Source organism: Pyxidicoccus fallax (assembly GCF_012933655.1).
In the GTDB taxonomy this organism is placed as follows: Bacteria; Myxococcota; Myxococcia; order Myxococcales; family Myxococcaceae; genus Myxococcus; species Myxococcus fallax.
Genome location: NZ_JABBJJ010000620.1, coordinates 1 through 3255 on the forward strand (window position 1 = coordinate 1; position 3255 = coordinate 3255).

Annotated in this window: 2 protein-coding genes; both read right to left on the bottom strand. The window is 71.5% G+C overall.

All coding sequences use genetic code 11. The features are described from left to right. Positions 1–184: 184 nt before the first annotated feature. Positions 185–2563 (bottom strand): Tex family protein, encoded by a 2379-nt coding sequence (locus tag HG543_RS52685; RefSeq protein WP_169352528.1) that lies wholly within the window; start codon positions 2561–2563, stop codon positions 185–187. 125 nt (positions 2564–2688) lie between these two features. Beyond that, positions 2689–3222 (bottom strand): GNAT family N-acetyltransferase, encoded by a 534-nt coding sequence (locus HG543_RS52690; RefSeq protein WP_169352529.1) that lies wholly within the window; start codon positions 3220–3222, stop codon positions 2689–2691. Between the last annotated feature and the right edge of the window lie 33 nt (positions 3223–3255).

Sequence of the window (3255 nt, forward strand, 5' to 3'; positions counted from 1 at the left end):
GTGTGGGGGCCCGGGGACGAAGGCGGGAGAGCACCGCCGGACCGCACCCAGCATAACGGCACCGCGCCCCGCGAGTCGCGCGGGCGGGTGCCCGCACTCGCCATGTCATTGCAGCAGCAGTCGTGTTCCTGATGCCTGACAGTCAGACAGAGGCACTCGGCATCGGGCACGATGACGCGCTGCTTCAGCGCTTGAGGTTGCGGAACGGGTTGTTGAACGGCTCGGGGCCCTTCTTGTCCGCGCCCGGAGCAGGACGTCCGCCACCGCTGGCTCCCCCGGAGCCCGACGGCTTGCTGCTCGCGCCGGAAGGCCGCGAGTCCTGCCGTGGCCCTCCGCCGCCGCCGCGCTCCGTCATCCGTCCCGGGCCCGTGGCGCCTCCGACGGCGGGCCGCCCGGAAGGCTGCGCCGCCCCACCCTCCTGCACCGCGCGCACGGACAGCGCCAGCCGCTTGCGCGCCAGGTCCACGGTGAGCACGCGCACCGTGAGCCGGTCGCCCACCTTCACCACCTCGGACGGGTCCTTCACGAACTTCGTGGACAGCTGCGACACGTGCACGAGGCCGTCCTGGTGCACGCCCACGTCCACGAAGGCGCCGAAGGCGGTGACGTTGGTCACCACGCCCTGCAGCACCATGCCCTCCTTCACGTCCTCCAGCGTGCGCAGGTCGTCCCGCATCTGCGGCGCCGTGAAGTCACCGCGCGGGTCGCGGCTGGGCTTCTCCAGCTCGGCGAGGATGTCCTTCAGCGTCATCTCGCCCAGGTCCGGGCCCAGGTAGCGCTTGGGGTCGATCTTGCGCACCAGCGCCGCGTTGCCCACCAGCGCGCCCACGTCCACGCCGAGGTCCTTCGCCATGCGCTCCACCACCGGGTAGCGCTCCGGGTGCACCGCGCTCGCGTCCAGCGGCTCCGGCCCGCGCACGCGCAGGAAGCCCGCCGCCTGCTCGAACGTCTTGGGCCCCAGGCCGCTCACCTTCAGCAGCTCGCGCCGCGTGGTGAAGCGCCCCTTCGTCGCCCGGTGCGCCACCAGCTTCTTCGCCAGCGACGGGCCCACGCCGGACACGTGCTCCAGCAGCTGCGGCGACGCGGTGTTCACGTCCACGCCCACCGCGTTCACGCACGAGTCCACCACCTCGCCCAGCTTCTTCTTGAGCAGCCCCTGGTCCACGTCGTGCTGGTACTGCCCCACGCCGATGCTCTTGGGGTCGATCTTCACCAGCTCCGCCAGTGGGTCCTGCAGGCGCCGGCCAATGGACACCGCGCCGCGCAGGCTCACGTCCAGGTCCGGGAACTCGTCGCGCGCCACCTCGGATGCCGAGTACACCGACGCGCCCTGCTCGCTCACCGACACCACCGGAAGCTGCGAGCCCATGGCCTTCAGCGTGTCCTTCACGAAGCCTTCCGCCTCGCGGCTGCCGGTGCCGTTGCCCACGGCGATGAGCTCCGGCTTGTGCTTCTTCACCACCGCTTCCAGCAGCTTCGCCGCCCTGGCGCGCTCGTCCGCGCTGCGCTCCGTATAGAGCGTCAGCGTCTCCACCACCTTGCTGGTGGCGTCCATCATCGCCAGCTTGATGCCTGTGCGCAGGCCCGGGTCCAGCGCCAGCACCGCGCGCGCGCCCGCCGGGGGCGACAGCAACAGGTGTCGCAGGTTTTCCCCGAAGACGCCGATGGCCTGCCGGTCCGCGCGCTCCTTCAGCTCCGCGCGCAGCTCCGACTCCAGCGACGGGCCCATCAGCCGCTCCCAGCCGTCCTCCACGGCGGCGCGCAGCTCTTGGGCGAAGAGGGAGTGCGGCTTCGTCACCACCCGCGTCGCGAGCAGCGCCTTCACCTCGTCATCCGGCATGCCGAGCTTCACCTTCAGCACGCCCTCCTCCTCGCCGCGCATGAGCGCCAGCACGCGGTGGGACGGGGCCTGGGACAGCGGCTCCTCGTGGCCGTAGTAGTTCTCGAACTTGGTGGGCTCGCCCTTCTTGGCGGGCACCACGTCCGAGCGCACCGTGCCCCGCTTCGTGCAGACCTCGCGGGCCTCGCGGCGCAGGCCGGCGTCCTCGGCCACGCGCTCGGCGCAGATGTCGCGCGCGCCCGCGAGCGCCGCCGCCAGGTCCGGCACCTCCTTCTCCGGATTGACGAACGGCTTCACCTTCCCGTTCGCGTCCTCGCCGCGCTTGCCCTCCTGCTTCCAGAGCAGGTCCGCCAGCGGCTCCAGCCCGCGCTCGCGGGCGATGGCGGCGCGCGTGCGGCGCTTGGGCTTGTACGGGAGGTAGAGGTCCTCCAGCTCGGTGCGCGTCTTCGCGGCCTTGAGGGCCTTCTCCAGCGCCGGGGTCAGCTTCCCCTGTTCTTCAATGGAGCGGAGGATGGTGTCGCGGCGGGAGTCCAGCTCGGCGCGCTCCTCGGCGCGGTCGAGGATGGTTTGAATCTGGACCTCGTCCAGACCTCCCGTGGCCTCCTTGCGGTAGCGCGCGATGAAGGGAACGGTGGCGCCTTCGGCGTTCAGCGCGAGGGTCCTGTCCACCTGCTCGGGCTTGAGGCCCAGCTCCTGCGAAAGCTCAGCGGCGTAGGCGTGCATGGCGTCGAAATCTATAACCCGACATCCGCCCACATCCCAGAGGCCGGCGGTCCGCCGCGTCCCTCGCTCGGCGGGTGCTCCGGCGAAGCGTTCAGGGCCGGAAAGTTGACAGGCCCCACGCGTCCCTAGCCGTGCCGCCGCGCCTCCCACTCGGGCCGCAGCAGGCCCCAGAACTGCAAGCCGCAGCGCTGCCCCAGCTGCACGCTGTGCTCGCGCATCGTGCCCTCCAGTGTGAAGCCCAGCTTGCGCGCCACCGCCTGCGAGGCGAGGTTGTCCGCCAGCGTCGTCAGCCAGATGCGGTGGAGGAAGGGCAGCGTGAAGAGCTGCTCCACCATCATCCCCACCGCGCGCGTGCCCAGCCCGCGGCCATGGTACGCGTCCGACAGCATGTAGCCGAGCTGCGCCCGGCCGTGCGTCTTCGACAGGTCCCTCGCGGACACCGTGCCGATGAGCCGCCCGTCGTGCTCCACGAACCAGCGAAAGCCCTTCGCCCGGGGTTCGCCCCACGTGCCCGCCTCCGTGATGCGCTTGAGGAGCCCCTCGCGCGAGTCGTCCTCCGTGTCCACGAAGCGCCGCGCGCCGGGCTCCGCGCGAAGCACCAGCCAGTAGTCCACGTGCTCCGGACGCGCGGGGACGAGACGAAGGTCGGAAGAACCCATGCCCGCCAGTCTACTCCCCGGGGGGGCGGGGCG

Excerpts from the sequence above, each read along its gene's own strand:
- HG543_RS52685 (WP_169352528.1), bottom strand. The coding sequence starts at position 2,563 with ATGCACGCCTACGCCGCTGAGCTTTCGCAGGAGCTGGGCCTCAAGCCC.
- HG543_RS52690 (WP_169352529.1), bottom strand. The coding sequence starts at position 3,222 with ATGGGTTCTTCCGACCTTCGTCTCGTCCCCGCGCGTCCGGAGCACGTG.